Consider the following 25,134-nt stretch of genomic DNA (forward strand, 5'->3'; position numbering starts at 1 on the left):
GCTACTTGCCCGCCCCGCCCTGCAGCGCCTTGGCGCGCGCCCGCTTGCGGCGCGCCAGCATGTTGAGCGACTCGACCAGCGCCGAGAAACCCATGGCCGCGTAAATGTAGCCCTTGGGCACGTGGAAGCCCATGCCATCGGCGATCAGCGTCATACCGATCATCAGCAGGAAGGCGAGCGCCAGCATGACCACGGTCGGGTTGGCCGCGATGAAGCGCGACAGCGGCTCGGCGGCGATGAGCATGACGGTCACGGCCGAGATGACGGCGATGAACATGATGGCGAGCTCGTTGGTCATGCCAACGGCGGTGATGATGGAGTCGATGGAGAACACCAGGTCGAGCAGCAGGATCTGGACGATCGCCGCACCGGCGGACATCGTGACCTGACCCATCATGTTTTCCTTGCCATCGTCGGGATCGACCGAATGGTGGATTTCCTTCGTGGCCTTCCATACGAGGAAGAGGCCGCCGGCGATGAGGATAAGGTCGCGCCAGGAGAAGCCATGGCCGAACAGCTCGAACACCGGCTCGGTGAGCTGGACGATGATCGAGATCGTGCCCAGAAGCGCCAGACGCAGGATCAGCGCGGCGCTGATGCCGATGCGCCGCGCACGCGCCTGCTGCTCTTTGGGCAGCTTGTTGGTGAGGATGGAAATGAAGATCAGGTTATCGATGCCGAGAACGATCTCGAGCACCACCAGGGTCACGAGCGCGACCCAGGCTTCCGGGTGGGAGACAAACTCAAAGTGACCGGCAAGCCATTCCATGGCAGCACCCCTCGCTGGCAATTGTTCAAAATATAGCGTTTTGCAGAGTTATGCGCAGCCGCGCCCAGCGTCAACGCCAGAAGGCGGGAACGGTTTCCTCAAGGCGCGCACCAAGCCTGAGCGGGGCGATCTTCTCGCAAAGGCCCGTGCGGTCGGAGATTTCGAGCCCGACGCCGCAGATCGTTGCAGGACCGCTGGCCGCCTCGAACCGCCCTTTGGGCACCTTGGCGGTGAACCGGTTGAGGGGCTCTTCCTTGTCCATGCCAAGGGAAGAATCGTAATCGCCGCACATGCCGGCATCGGACAGATAGCCCGTGCCGCCGTTCAGGATCTGATGATCGGCCGTCGGCTGGTGCGTGTGGGTGCCGACGACAAGGCTCGCGCGGCCATCAACGAAATGGCCAAAGCACATCTTCTCGGACGTGGCCTCGGCATGGAAATCGAGAATGACGGCATCGGCCTGCTCGTCCAGCGGACAGGCGGCCAGCACATCTTCGACACAGGCGAAGGGATCGTCGAGCTCGGGATGCATGAACACCCGGCCCATGATGTTGGACACCAGAACCCGCGCGCCATTGCGCGCGATGTAGACGCCGGAGCCGCGACCGGGCGTGCCTTTCGGGAAATTCGCCGGGCGCAGGAAACGCTCCTCGCGCGGCGCAAAGGCCAGCGCCTCGCGCTGGTCCCACACGTGGTTGCCCGTGGTCACCACATCGGCGCCGGCATCCAGCGTGTTGCGGAAGATCTCTTCGGTGATGCCGAAACCGCCTGCCGCGTTCTCGCCATTCACGACCACGAAATCGAGCCGGAAATCAGAAATAAGGCCGGGAAGCTTTTCCCAGACCGCCGTGCGGCCGGCGCGACCGACCATATCGCCAAGAAACAAAAATCTCATGGGCCGCTTCTAGCGCATCGGTCTGAAAATCGGAATCGATTTTCGGGCCGTTTCGCAGATTCAACAAGGTAGTGCGTCCGAATGGACGCACGGCGCTCTAAATCAATTTTTCTGCGCGTGAAAACCGGAAATCTGCCGCAGGCCGCTTTCGGTGAGCATCTCGGGCAAACGCTCGTCATGCGGCTCGTCGGGCACGCCCCCGACCTCCTGGCAATCGAAGGCGATGCCGATAAGCCGGGGCGAAAGCCCCCGCGCCTTCAGCCGCGCGATTGCCCGGTCGTAATAGCCCGCGCCATAGCCGATGCGGTGGCCCCGCGCGTCGAAGGCTGCAAGCGGCACGAGCATGATTTCGGGGTCAAGGACCGCCGCCCTGTCATCCGGTCCCCATGTGCCGAACCCCATATCGACCAGAGGCGCGTCGGGGCGGTATTCCCGGAAAACTATGGTGGTCCTGTCGAGGATGGCGGGAAGCGCGATCCGCGCCCCGCGCGCAGCCAGCACCGCCATCAGCGGGCGCACATCCATTTCAGAGCGCATTGGCCAGAAGCCCGAGACGACCGTGCCGGACCCGACTGCGATCCGCTGCGCCTGCGAGGCCAGCGCCTCGGCCACTTCCGCACGCCAGTCGGGATCGAGCGCGTTGCGGCGGGCCAGCGCCTCGCGGCGCAACTGCTTCTTCTGTGAGGCCTGATCGTTCATCATGTCGCTCATGCGGCTCAATCACCATGAATGAAGCACGGAAGGAAGCGTGCTGACGACATCTGAAAAAAGAAAGCTGCGATCCACGGCGACCGATGGAATGCACGATCCCGGGAACCTACAACGTAGGTGGGCGCCGTGTAACCAAGCCCACGGGCGAGGTCAGGGACAGCTCCCTTAAGGATCGATAAGGCCCCGGGGAAAAAGATTCCTGTCGGGAAGCGCAGATCGCTGCGCGCAATATAGGGACGAGCCCCGGCCCGCGCCAGAGATATTCTGACGCCGGGCGCACAAGTTTCACAACCAAGTGTGACGTCAGTCGAGCGTGAAATCGAAACGGTAGGTGGAGGACAGACCAATCGTGAACTGATTGCGCGAGCCGCGCTCGCGAACGAGGCTGGAATCGGCTGCCGCGCCCTTCAGGGACGCGTATTCGGCAAAGACGCTGGAGGTGAAGGCGTCGGTCACCTTCCATGTCACCGCACCGCCCACACCAAGCGATTTGAGGCCGCCGCCATCAGGCTGGTACTCGCTCAGTCCGGAGGCCGCAGCCTCTCTGGCGTTAACGCCGTAATAGGTCTCGAAATAGTCCTTGCTGGCGAACGAGGCGCGCGGGCCACCCGAGATGCGGATATGCGGGGTCACATCGTAGAAGGCGTCTGCCGCCACATCGGCAACGAAACCGCTATGGGCGCGGAAACCGTGGCGCAGCTCGCCACGCACCCGCAACCAGTCGGTCGGGTAGACCTCGGCGAAACCGCCGGCTTCCACGCCCCATTTGACCGGGTCGAGGCCCTTCAGGTCATTGGCGTCGTCCGCGTCGCGCTTGAAGAGAAACTTGCCGGTGAGGCCCGCCTCAAAGCCATAGCCCCCGAACAGGGCGAAGGAGCCATTGTCGTTGCGCGAGGAGAAACGCCTGTCATTGCCCTGACGGCCAACGGAGACCAGCGGCACCAGGCTGAAAAGATGACTCCTGGAGCCCTCGAACTCCGGCCGGAAAGCGCCACTTGCGCCAACGGTCACCGACCAGTCGCCCGACCAGAAATTCTTGCCGGACCCGCCTTCCTGTGCGGAAGCGGGGGCGAGAGCGAGGGACGCCGCAACCAGAGGCGCGGACAGAATGGCGGCTAAATGTGGACGCAACGCAGAACTCCGAGAACCGGGAAAGCCGAAATGCCTAAAATACCCTCTTTTCCGTAAAGACCGGCTTAACGCTCTGTGAACCCTTGTCGAAACCGGCGCGTGCAGCCGGTAGAGCGCACAGATTGGCCGGCCGATGCTTGCGCTTGCCATGCCGCGCCAATAGGTTCACTGCGCACGGGAACAGGGAAGAGATTGCATGCGCTTCGAAGGCACGGCGGATTATGTCGCCGACAAGGATCTGATGGTGGCGGTGAACGCGGCGATTGCGCTGGAGCGGCCGCTTTTGGTGAAGGGCGAGCCCGGCACCGGCAAGACCGAGCTTGCCAAGCAGATGGCCGCCGCACTGGGGCTGGACCTGATCGAATGGCATGTGAAATCCACCACACGCGCCCAGCAGGGGCTTTATGAATATGACGCCGTGTCGCGCCTGCGTGACAGCCAGCTCGGCGACGAGCGCTTCAACGACATCAAGAACTACATCAAGCGCGGCAAGCTGTGGGAGGCCTTTGCGGCGGACCGCAGGACCGTTCTTCTGATCGACGAGATCGACAAGGCCGACATCGAGTTCCCCAACGATCTGTTGCAGGAAATCGACAAGATGGAGTTCTATGTCTACGAGACCGGCGAGACGGTGCGGGCGATCCATCGGCCCATCGTGATCATCACCTCGAACAATGAGAAGGAACTGCCGGACGCCTTTCTGCGCCGCTGTTTCTTCCACTATATCCGCTTTCCCGACGCCGAGACGCTGGCCGACATTGTCGAGGTTCACTATCCGGGTATCAAGAAGAAACTGGTGTCTGCCGCGCTCAGCCAGTTTTACGAGATCCGCGACGTGCCGGGGCTGAAGAAAAAGCCCTCGACCTCCGAGGCGCTGGACTGGATCAGGCTTCTCGTTTCCGACGATGTGCAGCCGGAGGATCTGCGCGGGGATGCGAAAAGCGCCCTGCCCCGCCTGCACGGCGCGCTCCTGAAGAACGAACAGGACGTGCACCTCTTTGAAAAGCTCGCCTTCATGGCGCGGCGGCAATAGACGGGCGGCTTTACCAGGCGCAAAGCCTTCATTTTTCTGGCCCTTGCCGGCGAAACCGCTACGCCGAACAGTGCGGGGCCGGACAGTGCGGGAAAGAGGAGGACGAGACCCGAATGACCGAAATCACCATCCGCCCGCTTGCCAGAAGCGACGAGCCCGAATGGCGCAGGCTCTGGACCGCCTATCTGGAGTTCTACAAGACCAGCGTTCCCGAAGAGGTCTATGCGACCACATGGGAGCGGCTTTTCGACGATGGCGACTATGAGCCGAACGGGCTGATTGCCGAGGTGGACGGGAAACCGGTCGGGCTGGTGCACTACATGTTCCACCGCACGTGCTGGACCGTGGGCAACAATTGCTATCTGCAGGATCTCTATGCCGACCCCGCGATACGCGGCAAGGGCATTGGCCGGGCGCTGATCGAGGCGGTTTACGAGAAGGCGGATGCGGCGGGCGCCGCCAATGTCTACTGGATGACGCAGGACTTCAACGAGACCGCCCGCAAGCTCTATGACCGGATCGCGAAACTGACGCCGTTCATCAAGTACCAGCGGGGCTAGGACGCCGCGACTGGTTACGCTCCAACCCATTGAATCTGCGCATCGTGCTTTCCGAAAATCGATTCCGGTTTTCGGGCCGATGCTCTAGCCTGCAACGCGCCTTGAGCCGCGAGCCTTTTGAGCGATCAATTCGCTTTTTCGGAAATAGGCGAGGCCGGCCACAAACCAGAGATGGGCGAGCGGCCACTGGTTGCGGTGCTTCTTCATTCGTTTCTGATTGAAATATGGCCCCGACAGGAACTCCGGCAGCGACTGCTTACCCTTGGCCTGATTGCACTCCAGACAGCAAGGAAGGGTCAGCAGTCCGCTGGCGTGAACACGCGGAACCACATGATCGCGCGTTGCCTTGGTGGGTGGCAAACGGGTACCCGTTGCCGCCCGACGACGCATGGGAATGCCGCAATAGGCACACCAGTTCCTGCGGTCATCCTGCCACCAGAGACCGATAATGGACTCCGCCGAGCGAACGAGGGAATGCAGTTGGTCTGTTTCCATGACATCCCGTATATGAGAGACATTCCAATAGATCCCAAATGCAATCGGTAAGATTCTAAGCAAGATGTTCATCCCCTTCTTCCTTGAACTGAAAGCCGCGCGCGTTCCGGTGTCGCTGCGCGAATATCTTTCGCTGCTGGAGGGGATGGAGAAGGGGCTCGTCGCCTATGACGTGGAGGGATTTTACTATCTCGCGCGGGCGGCGCTGGTGAAGGACGAGCGGCACATCGACCGTTTCGATCAGGTTTTCTCGCAGGTCTTCAAGGGCGTGGAGGCGGTGTCGGGCGGCGATGGCGTCGACCCGCAGGCGATCCCCGGGGAATGGCTGAGGAGGCTGGCGGAAAAACACCTCAGCGACGAGGAGAAGAAGCTGGTCGAGGCCATGGGCGGTTTCGAGAAGCTGATGGAGACGCTGAAGGAGCGGCTGGCCGAACAGAAGGACCGCCACCAGGGCGGCAACAAGTGGATCGGCACTGCCGGCACCTCTCCCTTCGGGGCCTATGGCTACAACCCGGAAGGCGTGCGCATCGGTCAACACGAATCGCGCCACCGGCGGGCGGTGAAAGTCTGGGACAAGCGCGACTTCAAGAATTTCGATGATGCGGTGGAGCTGGGCACGCGCAACATCAAGGTTGCGCTGAAGCGGCTGCGCCGCTGGGTGCGCGAGGGCGCGGTGGAGGAATTCGACCTGCCCGGCACGGTGCAGGCGACGGCCGAGCACGGCTATCTGGACGTGAAAACGCGGCCCGAACGGCGCAATGCGGTGAAGCTTCTGATGTTCTTCGACGTGGGCGGCTCGATGGACGACCATATCCGCATTGTGGAGGAGCTGTTTTCGGCGGCGCGCGCCGAGTTCAAGCACATGGAGTATTTCTACTTCCACAATTGCCTCTATGAAGGCGTGTGGAAGGACAATCGGCGGCGCTATTCCGAGGTGACGCCGACCTTCGACGTGCTGCACAAATACGGGCCTGACTACAAGGTGATCTTCGTCGGCGACGCCTCGATGAGCCCTTACGAGATTGCCTATGCAGGCGGTTCGGTGGAGCACTGGAACGAGGAAGCCGGCCATGTGTGGCTGAACCGCGTGCTCCAGCAATGGCCGAACGCGGTGTGGCTCAACCCCGTGCCGGAAAAGCACTGGCGTTACACGCACTCGGTCCAGATGCTTCAGGAGATCTTTTCCGGGCGCATGTACCCGATGACGCTGGCCGGGCTTGAAGCCGCCACGCGGGAACTTTCACGCAAGCACTGAGGTGGCGCGGCGTCGGTTAGGCGAGGCCCAGCGCATCGGCCCGAAAATCGGAATCGATTTTCGGAAAGCACGATGCGTAGATTCAATAGGTTAGAGCGTCCTTTGTGCGTCCGAATGGACGCACGGCGTTCTAAGCCAAGCCACGACGCCCCACCATGCGGCGGCCGGCGGGGTGCTGGCCCGTGGCCTCGTCGCCGCTGTGCAGAGCGCCTTTGCATTCGCAATCGAAGATCAGTTCCAGAAAATCGACCAGCCAGGCTTTCAGGTGCCGGTCCCAGATGAGACGGCCACCCAGATGATCGCGGCCCTGCTGTGCGCCGGGCATGACGAAACGCTGCGCGCCGCGCACCACCCAGCGCTGCATCATGGCGCGGGTCAGCTCGGCGTGGAACTGCACGCCCCAGGCGTTTTCGCCATAGCGGAAGGCCTGATTGGGATAGTGTTCGGCAGTGGCCAGAAGGGTTGCGTCCTTCGGCAGCGAAAAACCTTCGCGGTGAAACTGGTAGACCATCTCGGGCCAGTGCAGGAGCTTGCGCCCGGCCTCGGTGGCGCGCAGCGGATACCAGCCGATCTCGACCAGCCCGTCATCATGGCTTCTCACCTGCCCGCCCAGATGCCTGACAAGCAATTGCGCGCCGAGGCAGATGCCGAGAAAGGGCTTGTTCTCCCGCAGGGGAACGGACAGCCAGTCCGTCTCGCGCCGCACGAACTCATCATGGTCGTTGGCGCTCATCGGGCCGCCGAACATGACGACGCCGGCGTGATTTTCCAGCGTTTCCGGTAAGGGATGACCGAGCGGCGGGCGGCGAATGTCGAGCGAAAAGCCGCTCGCCTGCAAAACCTGACCAACACGCCCGGCGCTGGACGTTTCCTGATGCAGGACAATGAGGATCTTGCGGCTCGGGTCTGTCTCCATGGGGCTAGGACTTGCTGTACTTCTCTTGCATTTCCTGGCGCAGAACCACCCGGTCGCGATTGTCGACGCCGATCAGCTCCGCAACGCGCCAGACGAGATTGTCTTCCAGCTCGTGCATCTCGCCATCGGCGAAGACGATGCCCCACATGAGACCGATGAAGGACTTGCGCGCATCGGCATCGAGATGCCGCTTCAAAACGCTGGTGAAGGCGTAGAGGTCGATGGCCTCCTGCTCGGCCTTTTCACCGGCTTCAAGGAGGTTTTCCAGCTCCGCGCCCGTGACATTGTAGGTCTGGGAGAGGGTCTCCTTGAGCTTCTCGACTTCGGAAGCCTCGCGGATGCCGTCGGCATCGAGCACGTGGAAGAGCAGCGCGGCAGCGGCGACGCGCGGGTCGTCCTCGGGCCTGAGGGTGGTCTGCCGGCTACCGCCGGGAAGGTCTTTGAGAAAGGACAGAATGCTGTCGAACATGAGCGTGATTGCGATCCGGTGCCTGGGAGAAGCGCGATCCGCCCCGCAAGGGCGAATCGCAGTGCATGATCATTAGAATAGGCGGAAGCGGCCCGACGTCGAGGCGTCCTTGTCATCCGGCTCCACACCGGGGTCATCCGGGATGGGCGGTTTGACGGGCTCTTCGGCCTCCTCCGGCGCAGCTTTCTGCCCGTTGACCGGCGCTGGATTTGCAGGCGGTTCGGGGGGCTGCGGCGGGGTTTTTGCCGTTTCCGGGGAAGGTTCCGAGGGCTTTTCCGGTTCCTGAGGCTTTGCGGCGGGTTCCGGCTTTACCGTTTCGGCCTCGATCACCACGGTTTCGGCTTCTGCCGTTTCAGGCTCTTCCTTCGGCGCGGGAATGGAGGGAGCGGGCGAGAAATCCTCCTCGCTCTCCACGACCTGCGCCAGCCGCTCCATCGGCATGCGCCATTCGAACGCGTCGAGCTTGCCGGTGACGGGCGAGATGGGCGCCCAGCGTTCGGCCACATAGCCATCGGCCACCCAGGCGGGATCGCGCGGCGCGCGCAGGGCCTTGGCGAGCCACTGGCGCACACGCCCCTGATCGCCGGTCTCGGCCTCTTCGATGTCGGCCATCAGCAGATAGACGCTCTCGCGCGGGCCGAGACGGGCTGCGGCCTCGCAGGATTCGCGCGCAAGCTGGAACTCACCGGCATCAAGCGCAGCGCGGCCAACGATCAGCGCCGATTCGACATTGTTGCGCTTCAGCGACTGGAGTTTTTTGGCGCGGGCAAGACGGTCATGCGTGGAATCGCCGGGGCGCGCATGGATATAGACATCCGCGATTTCGGGATGCGCCTCCTTCTTCCAGACGGTCTCCAGAACCTTGGAGCCCTTGCGCAGCTCGTTCTGGCGGAACAGGGCCCTTGCCGCAGTGACAGCCGCCGGCACGAAATCGGGCCGAAGCTTGTGCGCTTCGAGAGCGGCGGTGCGGGCGGTCTGCGGATCGGCGTCAAGCACGTCCATCGCCTTGGCGGTGAGGAGTACGGCGCGGCGGCTGGCGACGCTCTCGCGCTCGTCCTTGCCGGTCGCCTTGCGGCTGTCGAGCAGCTTCAGCGCGCCATCCCATTCGCCCTCGCCGGTCTTGCCCTCAAGCGCAGCATTGACGGCCCATTCGAGCTGCGGCGCGGCCTCGACGGCGCGCTCGGCATAGTGGCGCGCGGCATCGCGCTCGCCCAGCCGCTCGGCCTCAAGATAAAGCCCGCGCAGGCCCAGAAGGCGCATTTCGGGATCGTCCAGCATTGCGGTGAACTTGTCGCGCGCCGCCTGACGGTCGCCATCAAGGAGGGCTGCCTGCGCATCGAGCAGGTGGATGAGCGGTTCCTGATCGGCGGAAATGAGCTTGGCGGCCTGCTGGCTCATGCGACGGGCCAGACCGCCATCGCCGGCGCCTGCGGCGATCATGCCGGTGGAAAGCGCCTGATAGCCGCGGTCGCGACGGCGCACCCGGAAATAACGGGCGACGGTGTAAGGGCTCGTCCAGATGCTGCGGATCAGCCACCACAGGATCATCACCGCAGCGACGATGGCCACGATGCCGACCGCCGCCACCATGAGCGAAACCTCATAGCGGTAGCCGGAGAAGGTGATTGCCAGGTCGCCCGGACGCTCGGCCAGCCAGGCAAAACCCAGCCCCAGAACGAAGACAACGACGAGGTAGAAGAGAATACGGAACATCTGCGCTTATGCTCCCTTCAGCGCATCGGCGAGCGCCTTGTTCAAGATCTGGTCGGCGGCCTGACGCGCCTGAAGCTTGTTGGCGAAATCCGCCGCAGCCTGCTTGCCGGCCTCCGGCAGCGTCTCGTATTCGGCGAGCGCCTTCGCATAATCATTGGCGACGACCGCCGCCTCCATGCGTGCGGCGATGGCGTCCGGGCCTTCGCCTTCAACGCTGCCCACCGGGCGCACCACTACGAGCGAGCGGGCGCTGGCCATCAGATTGTCGATGATGCCGCCTCCGCCATCTCCGGCCTCGCGGGTGACGGCGGCGACGATGCTGCTCGCCACCGCAGGCGCTTCTGCGGCAAGCGTGGCGCGGCTCGGCACGCCGGATGCGGCGTTCGCCTCAAGCGGCGCAAGCGCCTCGGCCTCGCCCGCCGGCGCAATGGCGGTGTAGGTTTCAAGCTCGCTGGCATAGGGCGTGCCGCGCTCGACCGCCGATTTGAGCGTGGTCGCAGCGATGACGAGCGCCATGCGTGGCGCAGCGTCCGCCTCCTGAACCTGCGCCTTCAGCGCATCAAGCTCGCTCTTGAGCGTGGATAGGGTCGTCGCATTGCCGGACGCCGACTGGTTTGCGGCGCGCGCCGCCTCGGTCGCGCCCTGAACGGCGGTTTCCATGGTGGAAAGCTGCGCGGTCACGCCCTCCAGCGCCGCACCGGCATCGCCGGACGCCGACAGGCTGGCCGTCTGCTCTTCAAGCGCTGCAAGGCGCTGCGAAAGCGCTTCGAGCCCCGGCCCCTCGCCTGCCGCACCGGACGACATCGATTCGCGCAGGGTGGTGATCTCATCGCCCAGCTCGGCAAGGCGCTGCTCGGTCGCACCGGCGCGCGCACTGGCCTCGCTCAAAGCGGCAGTGACGGCTTCGCTTTCGCCTCCGGCGGCGGGCTGTTCGTTCAGCTTGCTCTCAAGTGCTGCAACCTGCTGGCGCAGCACCTCGACCGCCGGGTCGGGCGCATTGCTCTTCGTGTCCAGCGCGGGCAGAACGCCAGCCCATTGAAGGCCACCGGCAATGGCGAGCGCAACGACGCCACCGACAACGCCGCCGGCAAGGGCGCGACCCGCGCCGCCGCCGCTCTTGGCCGGGGCGGGAGTGGCGGGGGTGGAGGCTTCAGGCTTTGCGGACTTCGCTGCCTGATCGTCTTGCCGTGCACCGGCATTGCCGGTTTTCGCGTCTCGACCGAAACCGGCATCCTTCGACGCGGGCTTGTCTTTGGGCGAAGTGGAGGCCTTGTCGTCCTTCGCAGCAGCAGAAGAAGCCGGCTTTGCGGCAGCTTCGGCCTTCGCGGCCTCAGGCTTTGCGCTGTCCCTGGCGGCGTCAGAAGGCTTCTGCGCTTCCGGCTTGGCTTCCTGCTTGCTGGTATCGCCGGGCGCGTCGGGCGTTTCCACCTTCTCCCGCTTTACCTGATCGGGATCCAGATCGATGGTCACCGGCTCCTTCTGGGTTTTGGAATGACGCGTTCTCGGCGTTTTGACCATCAGGCAACTCCGCTGCAAAAGGCTGTTCCTGCACTATGTGCAGTGCATATAAGTTCCTATCACACCCGCATGTGGTGAAAACAGGGGCGAGCGCAATTGACGTTACGTCTTTAGCAGAAGCAGCAAACGGTCTTCCGCCGGAAAATCCGCAATTCGGGCGGTTTTTGCGACATCAGGCCCCAAAGCTTCGGCAATGCGCTCGGAGAGGCAATAATATGTCGCAGCCGCTAATTTTTTCCCAACGCCCGACCGCACCATGAGACGCGCAAGCTGGACGGCCCCATTGGCCGAATAAAGCAGCACATCATCGACCGGACGGTCGCCGATGAGCGACTGGACGGCGGCGTCGGAAGGCTCAAGCGGCAGCGTGTCGTAGATCTCGATCAGGCGCGGCCTGTGGCCGGCTTCCATCAGCCGCGTTTCGAGTACGTCACGGCGCACTCGGCCGCAAAGCACCGTCACATGACAGGGGGCGGCAAAGGCGGCGTCGATGCGTCGGGAAAGCCGTTCGGCGTCACCCGCCTCGTCATCCACCACATGGAGCCCGGCAGCACGTGCGGCATCGCCCGTGCGGCGGCCAACGGCGTAGACGGGCTTGCCCTTCAGCGCGTCGAAAACGGATTGCGGCGCATGGCGGATGGCATTGGGGCTGGTGACGGCCACCACATCCACCGCCTCGGCGTGTATGGCGGCAGGAAGCGGCACGGTTTCGGTGAGCGGCAGGACGAGCGGCTCGAACCCCATTTCGGCAAGCCGTCTGGCTGTTTCCGATGCGCCCGGTTCAGGGCGCGTGACCAGCACCCGCCGCATGCTAGAGCCAGCTGTCGAAGAACCGCGTGCCCGCCTTTTCGCGCACGGCGGCGCCGGCTTCCGCGCCGAGACGAACGGCATCCGCTGCCCGGCCTTCGGTCTCGATGTCATGCACCTCGCGCCCGTCGGGCGTCAGCACCAGACCGGAAAAGCGCAGCATGTCACCCTCGATGCGGGCAAGGCCGGCAATGGGGGTGCGGCAGGAACCGTCCAGCGCGCCGAGAAAAGCGCGTTCGCAAAGAAGCGCATCGCCCGTTTGGGGATGATGGATCGCGGCGATCATCGGCCCGATGCGCGCATCGCCGATGCGGCTTTCAATGCAGATTGCACCCTGCCCGAGTGCGGGCGGGAAACGTTCGGGGTCCATGATTTCGGTGGCGATGTGCGGCACGCCCAGCCGGTTGAGCCCGGCAAGTGCGAGAAGCGTGCCCTCGGCAACGCCTTCATCCAGCTTGCGCAGGCGCGTCTGCACATTGCCGCGGAACATGCCGACTTCGAGATCGGGGCGCAGCCGCAGGACCAGCGCCTGACGGCGCAGCGAGGAGGTGCCAAGCTTCGCGCCCTGCGGCAGATCCTCAAGCCTGGCGATGGAGCGGCCGATGAAAACATCGCGCACATCTTCGCGTTCGAGAAAGGCGGAAATTTCGAGCCCGTCGGGCAGAACGGTGGGCATGTCCTTGGAGGAATGCACGGCAAGGTCGATCCGGCCATCGAGCATGGCTTCCTCGATCTCCTTGGTGAAAAGCCCCTTGCCGCCGGCCTGCGAGAGCGGGCGGTCCTGAATCTGGTCGCCCGAAGTGGAAATGACGACGATCTCAAACGCATCTTCGGGCAGGCCATGCGCCGCCATGAGGCGCGCGCGCACCTCTGCCGCCTGAGCCACTGCCAGAGCGCTTCCGCGCGTGCCGATCTTCACCACATCAGTTTGCATGCCGTCATGTCCGTGCTAACCCGCATCCGAACCGGATGCACCACACCCCTAACGGGGATTGGCGGCGACGGCAACATGAGCAGGTAAGGCTGAATGACGCGCATCCTTGGCATCGAGACGAGTTGCGACGAGACGGCAGCCGCCGTGATCGATGATCGTGGCGGCAAGACCGAGATACTTTCCAATGTGGTTTTTAGCCAGATTGCCGACCATGCAGCCTTTGGCGGCGTGGTGCCGGAGATCGCCGCGCGCGCCCATGTGGAAGCGCTGGACGGGGTGATCAAGGCGGCGCTTGATGAAGCAGGCGTGTCGCTCACCGAGATCGACGCCATCGCGGCAACGGCGGGGCCGGGCCTGATCGGCGGGCTGATCGTGGGCCTGACCACCGCCAAGGCGATTGCGGCGGCAAGCGGCAAGCGCCTTGTTCCCGTCAATCACCTGGAAGGCCATGCGCTGACGGCGCGGCTGACGGACGGGATCGAATTTCCCTATCTGCTTCTGCTCGTTTCAGGCGGGCACACGCAGATCGTTCATGTGGAGGGCGTGGGGCGCTATCAGCGCTGGGCATCCACCATCGACGATGCGCTGGGCGAGGCGTTCGACAAGACGGCGAAACTGCTTGGCCTGCCCTATCCCGGCGGCCCCAGCGTGGAAAAGGCGGCAGAAGGTGGCAACCCGAAGCGCTTTGCCTTTCCGCGTCCGCTCAAGGGCGAAGCGCGGCCCGACTTTTCGTTCTCCGGTCTCAAGACGGCCGTGCGGCGCGAGGCCTCTGCGCTGGCCCCGCTCGGCGAGGACGACATTGCCGATATCTGCGCTTCCTTCCAGCAGGCGGTGACGGAAACGCTGAGCGACCGGGTGAAGCGAAGTCTGGAACGCTTCCGTGAAACCCATCCCGACATCGAAACGCCGGCGCTTGTGGTGGCGGGCGGCGTGGCTGCCAATCAGGCAATCCGCACCGCGCTTGACACGCTGTGTGACAAAACCGGTTTCCGCCTCATCGCACCGCCGATCCGGCTGTGCGGCGACAATGCGGCGATGATCGCCTGGGCGGGTCTGGAGCGGCTCAAAGCAGAGCTTGGCGAGGACGATGCGCTCGGCTTCGCGCCACGCCCGCGCTGGCCGCTGGATCAGGCAGCGACACCACTTTTCGGCACCGGAAAACGAGGAGCCAAGGCATGAGCGAGACATCGTCCCAGACGTCATCCAAGTCATCGGCCCAGAAATGGACCATCGCCGTTCTGGGCGCAGGCGCATGGGGCACGGCACTCGGCGCGACCATGCTGACCAGCGGTCACCAAACGCGGCTCTGGGCCCGTGACGAAGCGCTGGCGCGCTCGATCAATGACGATCACGTCAACAGAAGGTATCTGCCGGGGATCACGCTCGATGCCCGGCTTAAGGCGACAAGCGAAATGCAGAGCGCGCTTGAGGGCGCTGACTGCGTGCTGGCGGTGACGCCGGCGCAGACGCTGCGCACGGTTCTCGCCGACGCCGCCCCGCATGTGGCAAAGGGTGTCCCGATCGTGCTTTGCGCCAAGGGCATTGAGCGCGAGACGGGCAGGCTGATGTCCGAAATCGCCGCCGAGGCGCTGCCGGAGAACCCGGTGGCCGCCCTCTCCGGCCCAAGCTTTGCCAGCGATCTGGCAAGCGGCCTGCCGACCGCCGTGACAGTTGCGGCGCAGAATGCCGATCTGGCGGTGACGCTCGCCGAACGGCTCTCCGCGCCGCGCCTTCGCTGCTATTCGACCGACGACCTGACCGGCGTGGAGATTGGCGGCGCGTTGAAGAACGTTCTGGCCATCGCCGCCGGCGCGACCCATGGCGCTGGCCTTGGCGCGAGCGCATCGGCGGCGCTGATCACTCGTGGATTCGTGGAGCTGCGGCGGATCGGCGAGGCTTTTGGGGCGCGGCCCGACACGCTGATGGGGCTTTCGGGCCTCGGCGACCTGATCCTGACCTGCGGCTCGGAACAATCGCGCAATTTTGCCTTTGGGGCAGCGCTCGGACGCGGGGAAAGCCTTGAGGGCCGACCGCTGGCGGAAGGCGCGCATACGGCGGGGATTGCCGCGCGCATCGTGCGCGAACGCGGCCTCGAGGCACCCATTATCGAAAGCGTGACAGAGCTTCTCAAAGGCAGGCTGACCGTGCAGGCCGCCATGGAAGCCCTGCTTTCACGCCCGCTCAAAAGCGAAACATGACACGGAGGGAAACACCATGATCTTCGCCATTATCTGCAAGGACAAGCCAGGCCATCTCGAAACGAGACTGGGTACACGACCCGACCATGTGGCGTATCTGAACGGGCTCAATGAAAACGGCGCGCTGAAGTTTGCCGGCCCCTTCCTCGACGCCGAGGGCAAGCCCTGCGGCAGCCTTGTGGCCGTGGAAGCCGAAGACGAAGCGGCGGCGGAGCTGATCGCCGCAGCCGATCCTTACGCCCTTGCGGGCCTGTTCGAATCCGTTGAAATACGGGCCTGGAACTGGGTCTTCAACAATCCGGAGAACGCATGATGGCCTATTGGCTGTTCAAGTCCGAGCCTTCCACCTGGTCGTGGGAGATGCAGAAGAAAAAAGGCGATGAGGGCGAGCAGTGGGACGGCGTGCGCAACTATCAGGCACGCAACAACATGCGCGAGATGAAGCTCGGCGACCGCGGCTTCTTCTACCACTCGGTCAAGGAAACCTCCGTGGTGGGCATCGTGGAAGTGTGTGCGCTGGCGCATCCCGACACGACGACCGATGACCCGCGCTGGGAATGCGTGGACATTCGCGCCGTGGAAGAGATGCCCCGCCCGGTGACACTGGCGGAGATCAAGGCCAATCCGATGCTTTCGGAAATGGTTCTGGTCAACAATTCCAGGCTTTCCGTGCAGCCGGTGCGGCCGGACGAATGGGCCGAGATCTGCCGCATGGGTGGCCTCAAGAAAATCCCCTGAGAACGCGCATGAGGCGAATCACTGCGGACAATGCGGCGGCGTTCATCCGCGCCAACACGGCGCTGACGCGGCCGCCGCATGTGCCCGAGATCGCCCTTCACCTGGCCGACGAGGCGCACGACCTCTGGCAACGCACCGAAGAGGAGCTTGCCGAAATCGGTCTGCCGCCGCCCTTCTGGGCCTTTGCCTGGGCGGGCGGACAGGGGCTTGCGCGGTATGTGCTCGACCATCCCGAAACCGTGCGCGACCGCACCGTGCTGGACTTCGCCACCGGCTCGGGACTGGTCGCCATCGCCGCGGCAATGGCGGGCGCGAAACGCGTGATGGCGGCGGATATCGATCCGTTCAGTGCACCGGCCTGCGCGCTGAACATGGCGGAAAACCACGTATTGTTCGAAACCACGCAGGACGATCTCGTCGGACTGACGGACGGATGGGACGTGGTGCTGGCGGGCGACGTTTTCTACGACAGGGCCATGACCGAGACGCTGACGCCATGGTTCGAACGGCTTTCACGGGCCGGCTCCACCGTGATTGTCGGCGATCCCGGCCGCAGCTACCTGCCGCGCGAGCGCCTTTCCGAACTCGCCGTCTACACCGTGCCGGTGACGCGCGCGCTGGAAGATGCCGAAGTGAAACGCACCACAGTCTGGCAATTCACTTGACCACTCCGGGGGGCATGGGTTCAATCCCGGCTCAAGACATCGGAGGAGGAGGACACGATGGATTTTGCGGGGCTCAATTTTCTTGCCATTTTTGTGGCGGCGGTGGCCGCCTGCCTGTTCGGAGCGCTCTATTATCGCGCGCTGGGAACGGCATGGATGAAGGCCGCACGCATCAAGCCCGAAGAGGCAAAGATGACGCCCCCACTCGTCATTGCCGCGTTTGTAGCGGAGCTGATCATGGCGTGGGTGCTGGCCGGGGTGATCGGCCATCTGGGCCTGGGCCAGGTAACATTCTGGAACGGCATTATCTCGGGCGCATTCCTGTGGCTCGGCTTCATGGCGACGACCGTGGTCGTCAACCAGCGCTATCAGGGCTTCGGATGGACGCTGAGCGTGATCGACGCCGGCCACTGGCTGGGCGTTGCGCTGATCATGGGCGGCATTATCGGGTTATCGGGTGCCTAGAGCCAGGGCTCAAAACATCATTAATTGATTTCAGAGCATCAAAAGTGATGTACTAGACATCAATAGTGAAAGATATTATATGCATCCTAAGACGGAGCGCCAATGATTACCGCCGCACAAATGCGCGCCGCCCGCGCCCTTCTGGGCATCGACCAGAAACAGCTGGCCGAGTTAGCGGGCGTTTCCCTGCCCACCATTCAGAGAATGGAGGCCAGCGAAGGCAATGTGCGCGGCGTGGTCGACACGCTGTCCAAGGTGGTCGAGGCGCTGGGCGCCGCCGGCATCGAGCTGATCGGTGACCATGCGCCCAGCCTCGGCACCGGCCGCGGCGTACGCTTCAGGGAGCCGACCCCGGCAAAGGTGAAATCCGTCTGAGACGAAATGCAACGGCGACCGCCTGCAAGACGCCGACGGCCTTCCGCTGCCGATGGTATGAGGCTTTCCCATGCAGGCGAGCGCCACGCGCCCCGGTTTCACTGCTCTTTTCACGCCCAAACTGCTGACCGTGCTGCGCGAGGGCTATGGCCCTGCCGCGCTCAAGGCCGACATTGTTGCCGGCCTGACGGTTGCGATCATCGCGCTGCCGCTGTCGATGGCCATCGCCATCGCTTCGGGCGTGCCGCCGGAGCGCGGACTCTACACGGCCATTGTCGGCGGCTTTCTGGTTTCAGCGCTTGGCGGCAGCCGGTTTCAGATCGGCGGACCGGCGGGCGCGTTCATCGTGCTCGTTTTCGCAACGGTGCAGGCGCACGGCATAGACGGGCTGATCCTCGCCACCTTCCTCTCCGGTTTCATCCTGCTTGCCATCGGCTTTCTGCGGCTAGGAACCTTCATCAAATACGTGCCCTACCCGGTCACGGTCGGCTTCACCTCCGGCATCGCCGTCATCATCCTGACGAGCCAGCTCAAGGATTTCTTCGGCCTGACACTGTCGGGCGCGGAGCCCGGGCCCTTCATCCCCAAATTGCAGGCGCTGGCGGAAGCCGCGCCGACGGTGAACGCCGCAGCACTTTTGCTGGCGCTTGGCTCGGTGGCCGTGATCGTCGGGCTGCGCCGCTGGCGGCCGCACTGGCCGGGCTTTCTGATCGCCGTGGTGGCGGCCACGCTGGTCGCCTGGGCGCTGGGTCTGCCGGTGGAAACCATCGGCTCACGGTTCGGCGGCATTCCGCAAATGCTGCCCGCCCCGCATCTGCCGGACCTGAGCACCGAAAAGATCATGGCGGTTCTGCCCGCCGCTTTCTCGTTTGCGCTTCTGGGCGGTATTGAGAGCCTGCTTTCGGCGGTGGTGGCCGATTCCATGACCGGCCGGCGGCACCGCTCCAACAGCGAACTGGTGGCGCAGGGCGCGGCCAATATCGGTTCGGCGCTGTTTGGCGGCTTCTGTGTGACGGGCACCATTGCGCGCACGGCCGCCAATGTGCGGGCCGGCGCACGCGGGCCTGTTTCGGGCATGCTGCATTCGCTGTTTCTTCTGGCGTTCATGCTGGTGGCCGCGCCGCTGGCGCGCTTCATCCCGCTTGCAGCCCTTGCTGCCATTCTGGCCGTGGTGGCGTGGAACATGGCGGAGAAGCACCAGTTTGCAGCACTGCTGCGCTCATCGTGGGGCGACGCGGTGGTGCTTCTGGTGACGTTCCTGCTGGTGGTGTTCCGCGACCTGACAGAGGGCATTCTGGTGGGCTTCGGCCTCGGCGCGCTGCTCTTTCTGCACCGCATGTCGGAAGCGGTGCGCGTGGAGCATGGCGTTTCATCGCTGAGCGACCAGCCAGACAGCGGCGAAGGCCCCTATTCGGCGGCGAACGCGACGGATGACGATGTGGTGGTCTACCGCATTGCCGGCGCGTTCTTCTTCGGCGCGGCGGCTGCGGTGGGGGCGGCGCTCGACCGGATTGGCGGCCAGCCGAAAGCCTATGTCATCGATATCGGCTCGGTGAGCTTTCTCGATTCCACGGCGGCCGCGACCATTGAAGGTTTCGTGCGCAAGGCGCGCCAGCAGGGAACCAATGTCTATCTCGCGGGGGCGAGCCAGCCGGTGCGCAAATTGCTGCGCACCCACGGGATGCGGCCACCCGCACTCCGGTTCTACAGCCGGCTGGACGACGCCATCAGCGCCGCAAGGCGGGATGCCGCCGGCTAGAGCGCCGTGCGTCCATTCGGACGCACAAAGGACGCTCTAACCGTTGAACCTGCGCATCGCGCTTTCCGAAAATCGATCCCGATTTCCGGGCCGATGCGGCTAGAGCGCCGTGCGTCCATTCGGACGCACAAAGGACGCTCTAACCTGTTGAATCTGCGCATCGTGCTTACTTGGTGGGCTCTTCCAGCGAGTGCTTCATGATGAGCGGCATCTGGCTCATCGTGAAGAGAATGGTGATCGGCATGATGCCCCACACCTTGAAGGCGACCCAGGTGTCGGTGGAGAACATCCGCCACACCACTTCGTTGACCACCGCCAGGAAGATGAAGAACAGGCCCCAGCGCAGGGTGAGTTTGCGCCAGCCTTCCGCATCCAACTTGAAAGCGGAATCGAACACATAGCCGAGCAGCGACTTGCCGAAGGCGAGACCGCCCAGAAGCACCACGCCGAACAGCGTGTTGACGATGGTCGGCTTCATCTTGATGAAGATTTCGCTGTGCAGGTAGAGCGTCAGCGCGCCGAACACGAACACCACCACGCCCGAAACGAGCGGCATGATGGGAAGGGTGCGCGTGAGGACCCAGGAAACGGCGAGCGCAATGGCCGTGGCGGCCATGAAGAGCGCGGTTGCAACGAACAACGGGCCACCGAGCTCCGCCAGCGCGGGAAAGCGCCCGACCAGCCACTCGCCGCGCGAATTGGCGAAGAAGAACACCATGAGCGGCCCCAGTTCCAGCGCCAGCTTGAGGATCGGGTTGATCTCCTTGCGCTTGGGATCGGCGGGGTCGCGTTCAAAGATGTGTTTCTCGCTCACGCTTATGCAACTCCTGCAATCGCCTTGGCGAAATCACTCGCCGAGAAGGGTTCGAGATCGTCGACCTGCTCGCCGACGCCGATGAAATAGACCGGCAGCTTGTGCTTGGCGGCGATGGAAACAAGGATACCGCCGCGCGCCGTGCCGTCGAGCTTGGTCATGACCAGACCGTTCACGCCCGCAACATTGCGGAAGATTTCGACCTGATTAAGGGCGTTCTGCCCGGTGGTCGCGTCGACCGTCTGGAGGACGGTGTGCGGCGCATCGGGATCATGCTTGCCGAGCACGCGCACGATCTTCTCAAGCTCCGCCATCAGCTCCGCCTTGTTCTGAAGACGGCCGGCGGTGTCGATGATCAGCACGTCGGAGCCGGCTTCCTTCGCCTTTTCATAGGCATCGAAGGCAAGCCCCGCCGCATCCGCGCCGAGTTTTGAGGAAACGACCGGCGAGCCGGTGCGTTCGCCCCAGATCTTGAGCTGCTCGATGGCGGCGGCGCGGAACGTGTCGCCAGCGCCCAGCGTGACCTTGAGCCCGCCCTCGGTGAGCTTTGCAGCCAGTTTGCCGATGGTGGTCGTCTTGCCGGTGCCGTTGACGCCAACCACGAGAATGACATGCGGCTTGTGCGAGAGGTCGAGTTCGAGCGGCATGGCGACCGGCGCCAGCACCTTCTCGATTTCCTCGGCCATGACGGCCTGCACTTCCTCGCCCGACACATCCTTGCCGTAGCGGCCCGACGCCAGCGCATCGGTCACGCGCATGGCGGTCTCAAGGCCGAGATCGGCGCGCAGCAGAACGTCTTCGAGATCCTGAAGCGTGTCTTCGTCCAGCTTGCGCTTGGTGAAGACGCCGGCAATGGAATCGCGCAGCTCGCGCGACGAGCGCGACAGCCCCTCGCGCAGACGCTGGAACCATGGCTTGCGCGGCTGCAACGTTTCCTGTTCGGGAGCCTTCTCTTCCACGCGCTCGACGGCTTTGGAGACGGCGACCTTGCCGGCGGCAGCGGCTTGCGCGGGCGTCGCGTCCAGTTCTTCGGCCTTCGGTTCCGGGGCTTCGTCGGCAACGGTCTCTTCCGTGACCTCAATGACGGGCTCCGCTTCCTTCTCCCCGCCTGCGGGGAGAAGGTGGTCCGAAGGACCGGATGAGGGGCGGGCGTCATCGGTCGAGGGTGTCGGCGCGGCTTCTACTGCAGGCGTGTTATCGTCGGCGTCGCACTGCCCCTCATCCTCACCTTCTCCCCGTCCCTTCGACGGGCTCAGGAGGGGAGAAGGGGGCGCGAGCGTTGCGTCTGAAACTTCGACCTTTGGCTCTGGCTCTGGCTCTGGCTCTGGCTCTGGCTCTGGCTCTGGCTCTGGCTCTGGCTCTGGCTCTGGCTCTGGCTCTGGCTCTGGCTCTGGCTCTGGCTCTGGCTCTGGCTCTGGCTCTGGCTCTGGCTCTGGCTCTGGCTCTGGAACGACCTCCGACGCAGCCGGCGCTTCCGTCAAGGGTTCGGACGGTTCGGAAGCCGGGGCGGCGTCAGCCGGTTGCGCCGCAGCGGCGGCGTCCGGCGTTTCGGTCTCGGTGACCTCTTCGGGTGGTGTCTCCCCGGCCTCTTTCTTGCCGAACGAGAAGACCTTCTTGATAAATCCGAATGCCATGCCTGCTACGCCGCTTCCTGTGTGACAGCGACCGCAGTGAGCCGCTCCCCGTCGTGGCCGGTGATCCGCGCCTCGACAATCTGCCCCGGCTGACCGCCTTCAAGCGCGGCCAGCGTGAAACCCTCTGTGCGGCCAAGCCCTGGCCGCTCGATCAAAATGCGCTGACGGGTGCCGTCAAGCGATGCGAGATGCCGCGCATAGGCGGCATCGCCCACGGCGCGCAGACGCGCGGCGCGCTCCTTCACCAGCGCGCGGTCGAGCTGCGGCATGCGCGCCGCCGGCGTGCCCTCGCGCGGGCTGAAGGGGAACACGTGGAGATGCGTGAGCCCGCATTCCTCGACGATCTTCAGCGAATTCTCAAACATGGCGTCGGTCTCGGTCGGGAAACCGGCGATGATGTCCGCGCCGAACACGGCGTCGGGCCGGAGCGTGCGCACACGCTCGCAAAATGCGATCGCGTCGGCGCGCAGGTGGCGGCGCTTCATGCGCTTCAGGATCATGTCGTCGCCATGCTGAAGCGAAAGGTGGAGATGCGGCATCAGTCGCTCCTCTTCCGCCAGGGCGCGCAGCAGCTCGTCATCCGCTTCGATGGAATCGATGGAGGAGAGACGCAGGCGCTCAAGCTCCGGCACTTCACGCAGAAGCGTGGAGACAAGCCGCCCGAGGCGCGGGCTGCCCGGCAGATCGGCCCCGAAACTGGTCAGGTCCACGCCGGTGAGCACCACTTCGCCATAGCCATTGCCGACGAGCTGGCGCACCTGATCGACCACCGCGCCCATGGGCACCGAGCGGGAATTGCCCCGGCCATAGGGAATGATGCAGAAGGTGCAGCGGTGATCGCAGCCATTCTGCACCTGAACGAAGGCGCGGGCGCGGCCCTCGATGGATTCGACCATGTGCGAGGCGGTCTCGCGCACTTCCATGATGTCGTTGACGCGAACCTTCTCGAACTGGTTCACGCCGAAATCCGGCAGGGCGCGGTAATTGTGGGCCTTGAGCTTTTCCTCGTTGCCGAGAACGAGATCAACCTCATCCATGGCGTCGAAAGTGCCCGGCTCCGTCTGTGCGGCGCAGCCGGTGACGATGATGCGGGCATCGGGGTTTTCACGCCGCGCCTTGCGGATCGCCTGGCGGGCCTGACGCACCGCCTCGCCGGTCACGGCGCAGGTGTTGATGACGACCGCGCCGCCCGCCAGCTCCTCAAGCCCGGCGTCTTTCGCCTCGCGCTTGATGACCTCGGACTCATAGGCGTTCAACCGGCACCCGAATGTCAGTACATCCACCGCCATTCAGGCTGCTCCCTCGGTCTCGCGCTCCCAGGCCCCGGTGGCGGGGTCGAAACGGCCGGAGAATTCCCATTCGGCAGGGCCGGTCATGATGACGTGATCGTCTTCGCGCCACAGAATATCGAGCGGCCCGCCCGGCACGGTGACGGTGACATGGCGACCGGTGCGTCCGGTGCGCGCGGCGGACACGGCGGCAGCGCAGGCGGCCGAGCCGCAGGCGCGCGTGAGCCCTGCGCCCCGCTCCCAGGTGCGCAGCGTCAGCGCGTCATCGGCGGTGACCTGAGCGATGGAGATGTTGGCGCGCTCCGGGAAGATCGGGTGATTTTCAAGAAGCGGGCCGAAACGCGGCAGGTCGTAATCATTGACGTCGCCCTCGACCCAGAAGATCGCATGCGGGTTGCCCATGGAGGCAACGGAGGGCGAATGCAGCACCGGCGCATCGATGGGGCCGACCTGCAGCTCGATCATGCGCGTGTCGCGAAACTCTTCGGCGAGCGGAATGTCCTGCCAGCCGAAGCGTGGCTTGCCCATGTCGACCGAGATCAGGCCGTCCTCATGTTCCTCGGCGTTGAGGATGCCGGCAACGGTCTGGAAGGTGAAGACCTTCTGTCCCGTTTCGGCGGCGAGCGCCTGCACGACACAGCGTGTGCCATTGCCGCAGGCCTGCGCCTGACTGCCGTCGGAATTGAGAATTTCGATGTAATTGTGCGTGCCGGCGACGCGCGGATCATGGATGGCCATGATCTGGTCGAACCGGGTCGCGGGATCGGCGTTGAGGGCGCGGGCGGCCTCGGGCGAAACCCGGTCCGCGCGCCCGCGCATGTCGGCAACGATGATTGCGTTGCCGAGGCCGTTCATCTTCGCGAATGCTGCCTCAAGCGCCATAGTGGCTCCAAAACCCTGTGTCTCAGGCGCCTATATGGCTGATGACAGGCAAAATTACCAGACGAACGGCCCATCATTCGGCCCATCAATCGCACGCGGCGTCAGGCTATGACGACAATGCCCAACACGGCGAGAAGGAAGAGGATCAGCACCACGGCGATCAAGAGTTTTGCGCCGATCATGGCCGCGCCCGCCAGGCTGTTCATTCCCAGCAGACCCGCGACGGCGGCAACGATCAAGAGAATGAGAATCCATTTCAGCATTTTCGGCCCTCCTTTTGCAGCGCCGGGCGGCCGCTTTTCTTCATGCGACACCCGGCCTTCTGGCATGGTGACCGGCATGCAAAACGCTCCAGCGCCTGTTGAGCTGCATCAACGCGGGAAGGCCGGGCTGGTTCCCGGGGGGTTGAAAGAGGCCCGCGGATACTGTTGCCAATAAGAAACAGTTACAAACAGACATGCTCGAAACCGGTTCTTAACCATGGGTGGGCTGTTATAATCGCCAAACTTTGCCACGATCGGGCATTTAGATGGAACCGGTGTGGATGCTCGTGCATTGGTCGCGCAAACGGAGAAACGGAATGCCGCATAACAAAACCGCAATTCTGGCAGTATCGCTGATGGCGCTGGCGCTTGCCGGCTGTCAGAGCGACCGCTTCTCATCCATGAACAGCCCCGCGCCGCAGCCGCTGCCGTCCGCGCCGTCCGGCGTCGTGACGTCGAACCAGCTGCCGCCGCCCTCCGCCACGCAGACGGATCCGTCGCAGTTCCCCGAAGCGCCGCAGCAGACGCAGATGGCCGCGATCGACCCGAACACGGCCGCGGAAGTTTCCACCGGCAGCGTTGCCGGCGTGTGGAGCGTGAATGTGGCCGGCCAGTCCTGCCGCGTGGCCACGCCGCAGACCAAGTTCGGCGCCGGCTACCGCGCCGGCCCGCTGCGCTGCCCCGCACCGATGGACGGTGTGAAATCGTGGAATGTCGAGGGCAAGCAGCTCGCTTTCTACGACGCCAATGGCAGCGTGCTAGCAACGCTCTATTCGTCGGGCGCAGGCCGTTTCGATGGTCAGACCAGCAACGGTCAGCCGATTTCGCTGTCGCGCTAAAGCAAGA

28 protein-coding genes and 1 other RNA gene are annotated in these 25,134 nt (G+C 64.1%); 12 read left to right on the forward strand and 17 right to left on the reverse strand.

Annotation, left to right across the window (positions count from 1 at the left end; all coding sequences use genetic code 11):
- Position 1: 1 nt before the first annotated feature.
- The 5 genes from JYP46_RS13655 to JYP46_RS13675 all read right to left on the reverse strand — a co-directional run bounded on the left by JYP46_RS13655 (position 2) and on the right by JYP46_RS13675 (position 3,506).
- Positions 2 to 769 (reverse strand): TerC family protein, encoded by a 768-nt coding sequence (locus JYP46_RS13655; RefSeq protein WP_113153255.1) that lies wholly within the window; start codon positions 767 to 769, stop codon positions 2 to 4.
- A 70-nt stretch (positions 770 to 839) separates the two neighbouring features.
- Entirely contained in the window at positions 840 to 1,664 is an 825-nt protein-coding gene (locus JYP46_RS13660) for a TIGR00282 family metallophosphoesterase (RefSeq protein WP_206548391.1), read from the reverse strand.
- Positions 1,665 to 1,766: 102 nt separating this feature from the next.
- Entirely contained in the window at positions 1,767 to 2,375 is a 609-nt protein-coding gene (locus tag JYP46_RS13665) for a 5-formyltetrahydrofolate cyclo-ligase (RefSeq protein WP_222474118.1), read from the reverse strand.
- 64 nt (positions 2,376 to 2,439) lie between these two features.
- Positions 2,440 to 2,596: non-coding RNA, 6S RNA (gene ssrS, locus JYP46_RS13670), on the reverse strand.
- 82 nt (positions 2,597 to 2,678) lie between these two features.
- A complete protein-coding gene (locus tag JYP46_RS13675; RefSeq protein WP_222474119.1) occupies positions 2,679 to 3,506 on the reverse strand; it encodes a MipA/OmpV family protein in 828 nt (275 codons plus the stop codon).
- Positions 3,507 to 3,702: 196 nt separating this feature from the next.
- Between JYP46_RS13675 and JYP46_RS13680 the strand changes: the two genes are divergently transcribed.
- Positions 3,703 to 4,539 (forward strand): AAA family ATPase, encoded by an 837-nt coding sequence (locus tag JYP46_RS13680; protein WP_206548392.1) that lies wholly within the window; start codon positions 3,703 to 3,705, stop codon positions 4,537 to 4,539.
- A gap of 113 nt (positions 4,540 to 4,652) precedes the next feature.
- The gene (locus JYP46_RS13685; RefSeq protein WP_113153259.1) at positions 4,653 to 5,099 is read left to right on the forward strand and encodes a GNAT family N-acetyltransferase; all 447 of its coding nucleotides are present in this window, start codon (positions 4,653 to 4,655) and stop codon (positions 5,097 to 5,099) included.
- 84 nt (positions 5,100 to 5,183) lie between these two features.
- Here JYP46_RS13685 and JYP46_RS13690 read toward each other — a convergent pair whose 3' ends face one another.
- On the reverse strand, positions 5,184 to 5,666 hold the full coding sequence (locus JYP46_RS13690) for a hypothetical protein (protein WP_113153260.1): 483 nt from the start codon (positions 5,664 to 5,666) through the stop codon (positions 5,184 to 5,186).
- Here JYP46_RS13690 and JYP46_RS13695 point away from each other — a divergent pair.
- A complete protein-coding gene (locus JYP46_RS13695; RefSeq protein ID WP_206548393.1) occupies positions 5,659 to 6,849 on the forward strand; it encodes a vWA domain-containing protein in 1,191 nt (396 codons plus the stop codon). The two genes, JYP46_RS13690 and JYP46_RS13695, sit on opposite strands and share 8 nt — an antisense overlap.
- A 130-nt stretch (positions 6,850 to 6,979) precedes the next feature.
- Here JYP46_RS13695 and JYP46_RS13700 read toward each other — a convergent pair whose 3' ends face one another.
- The 6 genes from JYP46_RS13700 to hemC all read right to left on the reverse strand — a co-directional run bounded on the left by JYP46_RS13700 (position 6,980) and on the right by hemC (position 13,206).
- Positions 6,980 to 7,765, reverse strand: a complete 786-nt coding sequence (locus JYP46_RS13700; RefSeq protein ID WP_206548394.1) for a glutamine amidotransferase — start codon at positions 7,763 to 7,765, stop codon at positions 6,980 to 6,982.
- A 4-nt stretch (positions 7,766 to 7,769) separates the two neighbouring features.
- The gene (locus JYP46_RS13705; RefSeq protein ID WP_113153263.1) at positions 7,770 to 8,234 is read right to left on the reverse strand and encodes a tellurite resistance TerB family protein; all 465 of its coding nucleotides are present in this window, start codon (positions 8,232 to 8,234) and stop codon (positions 7,770 to 7,772) included.
- Positions 8,235 to 8,306: 72 nt separating this feature from the next.
- Entirely contained in the window at positions 8,307 to 9,947 is a 1,641-nt protein-coding gene (locus tag JYP46_RS13710) for a heme biosynthesis protein HemY (protein ID WP_206548395.1), read from the reverse strand.
- A gap of 6 nt (positions 9,948 to 9,953) precedes the next feature.
- A complete protein-coding gene (locus JYP46_RS13715; RefSeq protein ID WP_206548396.1) occupies positions 9,954 to 11,465 on the reverse strand; it encodes a phage tail protein in 1,512 nt (503 codons plus the stop codon).
- Positions 11,466 to 11,567: 102 nt separating this feature from the next.
- Positions 11,568 to 12,275: a uroporphyrinogen-III synthase gene (locus JYP46_RS13720; RefSeq protein ID WP_206548397.1), complete on the reverse strand. Its 708-nt coding sequence runs from the start codon at positions 12,273 to 12,275 to the stop codon at positions 11,568 to 11,570.
- A 1-nt stretch (position 12,276) separates the two neighbouring features.
- Positions 12,277 to 13,206 (reverse strand): hydroxymethylbilane synthase, encoded by a 930-nt coding sequence (hemC, locus tag JYP46_RS13725; RefSeq protein ID WP_113153266.1) that lies wholly within the window; start codon positions 13,204 to 13,206, stop codon positions 12,277 to 12,279.
- A gap of 93 nt (positions 13,207 to 13,299) precedes the next feature.
- Here hemC and tsaD point away from each other — a divergent pair, with 93 nt between their 5' ends.
- The 8 genes from tsaD (at position 13,300) to JYP46_RS13765 (ending at position 19,406) form a co-directional block, all read left to right on the forward strand.
- Positions 13,300 to 14,385, forward strand: coding sequence for a tRNA (adenosine(37)-N6)-threonylcarbamoyltransferase complex transferase subunit TsaD (tsaD, locus tag JYP46_RS13730; RefSeq protein ID WP_206548398.1), 1,086 nt, complete (start codon positions 13,300 to 13,302; stop codon positions 14,383 to 14,385).
- Positions 14,382 to 15,404 (forward strand): NAD(P)H-dependent glycerol-3-phosphate dehydrogenase, encoded by a 1,023-nt coding sequence (locus tag JYP46_RS13735; RefSeq protein WP_206548399.1) that lies wholly within the window; start codon positions 14,382 to 14,384, stop codon positions 15,402 to 15,404. The genes tsaD and JYP46_RS13735 overlap by 4 nt, the downstream gene beginning before the upstream one ends.
- 16 nt (positions 15,405 to 15,420) lie before the next feature.
- A complete protein-coding gene (locus JYP46_RS13740; protein ID WP_113153269.1) occupies positions 15,421 to 15,717 on the forward strand; it encodes a YciI-like protein in 297 nt (98 codons plus the stop codon).
- Positions 15,717 to 16,142: an EVE domain-containing protein gene (locus tag JYP46_RS13745; protein ID WP_206548468.1), complete on the forward strand. Its 426-nt coding sequence runs from the start codon at positions 15,717 to 15,719 to the stop codon at positions 16,140 to 16,142. Before JYP46_RS13740 ends, JYP46_RS13745 begins: the two co-directional genes overlap by 1 nt.
- An 8-nt stretch (positions 16,143 to 16,150) precedes the next feature.
- Positions 16,151 to 16,807 (forward strand): class I SAM-dependent methyltransferase, encoded by a 657-nt coding sequence (locus JYP46_RS13750; RefSeq protein WP_206548400.1) that lies wholly within the window; start codon positions 16,151 to 16,153, stop codon positions 16,805 to 16,807.
- Positions 16,808 to 16,864: 57 nt separating this feature from the next.
- The gene (locus tag JYP46_RS13755; RefSeq protein ID WP_206546117.1) at positions 16,865 to 17,272 is read left to right on the forward strand and encodes a DUF1761 domain-containing protein; all 408 of its coding nucleotides are present in this window, start codon (positions 16,865 to 16,867) and stop codon (positions 17,270 to 17,272) included.
- A 102-nt stretch (positions 17,273 to 17,374) separates the two neighbouring features.
- The gene (locus JYP46_RS13760) at positions 17,375 to 17,647 is read left to right on the forward strand and encodes a helix-turn-helix domain-containing protein (RefSeq protein WP_113153272.1); all 273 of its coding nucleotides are present in this window, start codon (positions 17,375 to 17,377) and stop codon (positions 17,645 to 17,647) included.
- 70 nt (positions 17,648 to 17,717) lie between these two features.
- Entirely contained in the window at positions 17,718 to 19,406 is a 1,689-nt protein-coding gene (locus tag JYP46_RS13765; protein WP_206548401.1) for a SulP family inorganic anion transporter, read from the forward strand.
- Between the two features lie 166 nt (positions 19,407 to 19,572).
- On the opposite strand, the gene JYP46_RS13770 is transcribed toward JYP46_RS13765, so the two are convergent.
- From JYP46_RS13770 to JYP46_RS13790, 5 genes are all read right to left on the reverse strand, one after another.
- On the reverse strand, positions 19,573 to 20,220 hold the full coding sequence (locus JYP46_RS13770) for a septation protein A (RefSeq protein ID WP_162742206.1): 648 nt from the start codon (positions 20,218 to 20,220) through the stop codon (positions 19,573 to 19,575).
- Between the two features lie 2 nt (positions 20,221 to 20,222).
- Positions 20,223 to 21,854 carry a signal recognition particle-docking protein FtsY gene (gene ftsY / locus JYP46_RS13775; RefSeq protein WP_206548402.1) on the reverse strand — a complete coding sequence of 544 codons (1,632 nt, stop codon included), beginning with the start codon at positions 21,852 to 21,854 and terminating at the stop codon, positions 20,223 to 20,225.
- Positions 21,855 to 21,859: 5 nt separating this feature from the next.
- Positions 21,860 to 23,143 carry a tRNA (N(6)-L-threonylcarbamoyladenosine(37)-C(2))-methylthiotransferase MtaB gene (mtaB, locus tag JYP46_RS13780; protein WP_113153275.1) on the reverse strand — a complete coding sequence of 428 codons (1,284 nt, stop codon included), beginning with the start codon at positions 23,141 to 23,143 and terminating at the stop codon, positions 21,860 to 21,862.
- The gene (dapF, locus tag JYP46_RS13785) at positions 23,144 to 24,025 is read right to left on the reverse strand and encodes a diaminopimelate epimerase (RefSeq protein WP_206548403.1); all 882 of its coding nucleotides are present in this window, start codon (positions 24,023 to 24,025) and stop codon (positions 23,144 to 23,146) included.
- Between the two features lie 101 nt (positions 24,026 to 24,126).
- Positions 24,127 to 24,288 (reverse strand): DUF1328 family protein, encoded by a 162-nt coding sequence (locus JYP46_RS13790; RefSeq protein WP_206548404.1) that lies wholly within the window; start codon positions 24,286 to 24,288, stop codon positions 24,127 to 24,129.
- Between the two features lie 317 nt (positions 24,289 to 24,605).
- On the opposite strand from JYP46_RS13790, the gene JYP46_RS13795 reads away from it, so the two are divergent.
- A complete protein-coding gene (locus JYP46_RS13795) occupies positions 24,606 to 25,127 on the forward strand; it encodes a protease inhibitor Inh/omp19 family protein (protein ID WP_113153277.1) in 522 nt (173 codons plus the stop codon).
- Positions 25,128 to 25,134 lie beyond the last annotated feature (7 nt).

This window comes from Nitratireductor aquimarinus (assembly GCF_017255295.1).
Lineage (GTDB): Bacteria > Pseudomonadota > Alphaproteobacteria > Rhizobiales > Rhizobiaceae > Nitratireductor > Nitratireductor aquimarinus.

Coding starts and splice junctions, on each gene's coding strand:
- tsaD (WP_206548398.1), top strand. CDS start 13,300: ATGACGCGCATCCTTGGCATCGAGACGAGTTGCGACGAGACGGCAGCC.
- JYP46_RS13660 (WP_206548391.1), bottom strand. CDS start 1,664: ATGAGATTTTTGTTTCTTGGCGATATGGTCGGTCGCGCCGGCCGCACG.
- JYP46_RS13680 (WP_206548392.1), top strand. CDS start 3,703: ATGCGCTTCGAAGGCACGGCGGATTATGTCGCCGACAAGGATCTGATG.
- JYP46_RS13765 (WP_206548401.1), top strand. CDS start 17,718: ATGCAGGCGAGCGCCACGCGCCCCGGTTTCACTGCTCTTTTCACGCCC.
- JYP46_RS13705 (WP_113153263.1), bottom strand. CDS start 8,234: ATGTTCGACAGCATTCTGTCCTTTCTCAAAGACCTTCCCGGCGGTAGC.
- JYP46_RS13750 (WP_206548400.1), top strand. CDS start 16,151: ATGAGGCGAATCACTGCGGACAATGCGGCGGCGTTCATCCGCGCCAAC.
- JYP46_RS13715 (WP_206548396.1), bottom strand. CDS start 11,465: ATGGTCAAAACGCCGAGAACGCGTCATTCCAAAACCCAGAAGGAGCCG.
- JYP46_RS13735 (WP_206548399.1), top strand. CDS start 14,382: ATGAGCGAGACATCGTCCCAGACGTCATCCAAGTCATCGGCCCAGAAA.
- hemC (WP_113153266.1), bottom strand. CDS start 13,206: ATGCAAACTGATGTGGTGAAGATCGGCACGCGCGGAAGCGCTCTGGCA.
- JYP46_RS13700 (WP_206548394.1), bottom strand. CDS start 7,765: ATGGAGACAGACCCGAGCCGCAAGATCCTCATTGTCCTGCATCAGGAA.
- JYP46_RS13790 (WP_206548404.1), bottom strand. CDS start 24,288: ATGCTGAAATGGATTCTCATTCTCTTGATCGTTGCCGCCGTCGCGGGT.
- mtaB (WP_113153275.1), bottom strand. CDS start 23,143: ATGGCGGTGGATGTACTGACATTCGGGTGCCGGTTGAACGCCTATGAG.
- JYP46_RS13655 (WP_113153255.1), bottom strand. CDS start 769: ATGGAATGGCTTGCCGGTCACTTTGAGTTTGTCTCCCACCCGGAAGCC.
- JYP46_RS13795 (WP_113153277.1), top strand. CDS start 24,606: ATGCCGCATAACAAAACCGCAATTCTGGCAGTATCGCTGATGGCGCTG.
- dapF (WP_206548403.1), bottom strand. CDS start 24,025: ATGGCGCTTGAGGCAGCATTCGCGAAGATGAACGGCCTCGGCAACGCA.
- ftsY (WP_206548402.1), bottom strand. CDS start 21,854: ATGGCATTCGGATTTATCAAGAAGGTCTTCTCGTTCGGCAAGAAAGAG.
- JYP46_RS13695 (WP_206548393.1), top strand. CDS start 5,659: ATGTTCATCCCCTTCTTCCTTGAACTGAAAGCCGCGCGCGTTCCGGTG.
- JYP46_RS13740 (WP_113153269.1), top strand. CDS start 15,421: ATGATCTTCGCCATTATCTGCAAGGACAAGCCAGGCCATCTCGAAACG.
- JYP46_RS13690 (WP_113153260.1), bottom strand. CDS start 5,666: ATGAACATCTTGCTTAGAATCTTACCGATTGCATTTGGGATCTATTGG.
- JYP46_RS13710 (WP_206548395.1), bottom strand. CDS start 9,947: ATGTTCCGTATTCTCTTCTACCTCGTCGTTGTCTTCGTTCTGGGGCTG.
- JYP46_RS13760 (WP_113153272.1), top strand. CDS start 17,375: ATGATTACCGCCGCACAAATGCGCGCCGCCCGCGCCCTTCTGGGCATC.
- JYP46_RS13745 (WP_206548468.1), top strand. CDS start 15,717: ATGGCCTATTGGCTGTTCAAGTCCGAGCCTTCCACCTGGTCGTGGGAG.
- JYP46_RS13665 (WP_222474118.1), bottom strand. CDS start 2,375: ATGAGCGACATGATGAACGATCAGGCCTCACAGAAGAAGCAGTTGCGC.
- JYP46_RS13720 (WP_206548397.1), bottom strand. CDS start 12,275: ATGCGGCGGGTGCTGGTCACGCGCCCTGAACCGGGCGCATCGGAAACA.
- JYP46_RS13755 (WP_206546117.1), top strand. CDS start 16,865: ATGGATTTTGCGGGGCTCAATTTTCTTGCCATTTTTGTGGCGGCGGTG.
- JYP46_RS13685 (WP_113153259.1), top strand. CDS start 4,653: ATGACCGAAATCACCATCCGCCCGCTTGCCAGAAGCGACGAGCCCGAA.